The sequence below is a fragment of the Photobacterium sp. GB-56 genome (genome assembly GCF_003026105.1).
GTDB lineage: Bacteria > Pseudomonadota > Gammaproteobacteria > Enterobacterales > Vibrionaceae > Photobacterium.
In genome coordinates this window covers 1-616 of sequence record NZ_PYNW01000063.1, presented here as the reverse complement: position 1 = coordinate 616, position 616 = coordinate 1, and the positions used below count along the sequence as shown (strand labels likewise).

1 protein-coding gene is annotated in these 616 nt (G+C 34.1%); it reads left to right on the top strand.

Features of this window, described 5'->3' with window-relative positions; genetic code table 11:
• The first annotated feature begins 143 nt into the window (after positions 1 to 143).
• Positions 144 to 473 carry a hypothetical protein gene (locus C9J42_RS21375; protein WP_107302308.1) on the top strand — a complete coding sequence of 110 codons (330 nt, stop codon included), beginning with the start codon at positions 144 to 146 and terminating at the stop codon, positions 471 to 473.
• The last annotated feature ends 143 nt before the right edge of the window (positions 474 to 616 follow it).

The following is a 616-nucleotide window of genomic DNA, read 5'->3' as shown; positions in this document are numbered from 1 at the left end:
CATATCGGGTGGATGCTAATTTTTGCGATTAAGGTAATGAAAATAAATGTTTTTATTTATTAGAATGTTGAATATTTGCTGTATTAATAAAGCGTAAAAGTAAGAATGCTTATTAATATACTGTTATATAAAAGGAGAAATTCGTGGATTTGGGAACTACAATTGTCATTTTCTTGTTTAGTGTCGTGCTGAGCTCAGTCTTTCTGTGGGTAGGCATGAAGTGCTCTTCTGTTTATGCAGGTATACCTCTAAATAGTGCTTACTGCAGCTACTTTGCAATAGTAAAAGTTTGTACTTTTTCCACCTTGGCAGGTTTAGTTCCATACATTGGTTTTGCTTTATCTTGGGTAGCTCTGTTTTATTTTTTAAAGAAAGAAACAGAAGCTGAGGTTGGTGAATTGATAATTATGGTTTTCATTTCAAAAGTAGCCGCATTTTTTGGCTTAATGTTCTTAGTGCCAGTAATTGCGTAGTAATTGAAATTTTATATAACAAATAAGGATATGTGTCGCGAAGCCGACACCTATCCGAAGTGTTGGACAAGCCCAAGCCACCTTATATAAGTAAATATTGGAAATATCATGAAGGGGGATGCCAAAAATAAGTCGAACGTTAT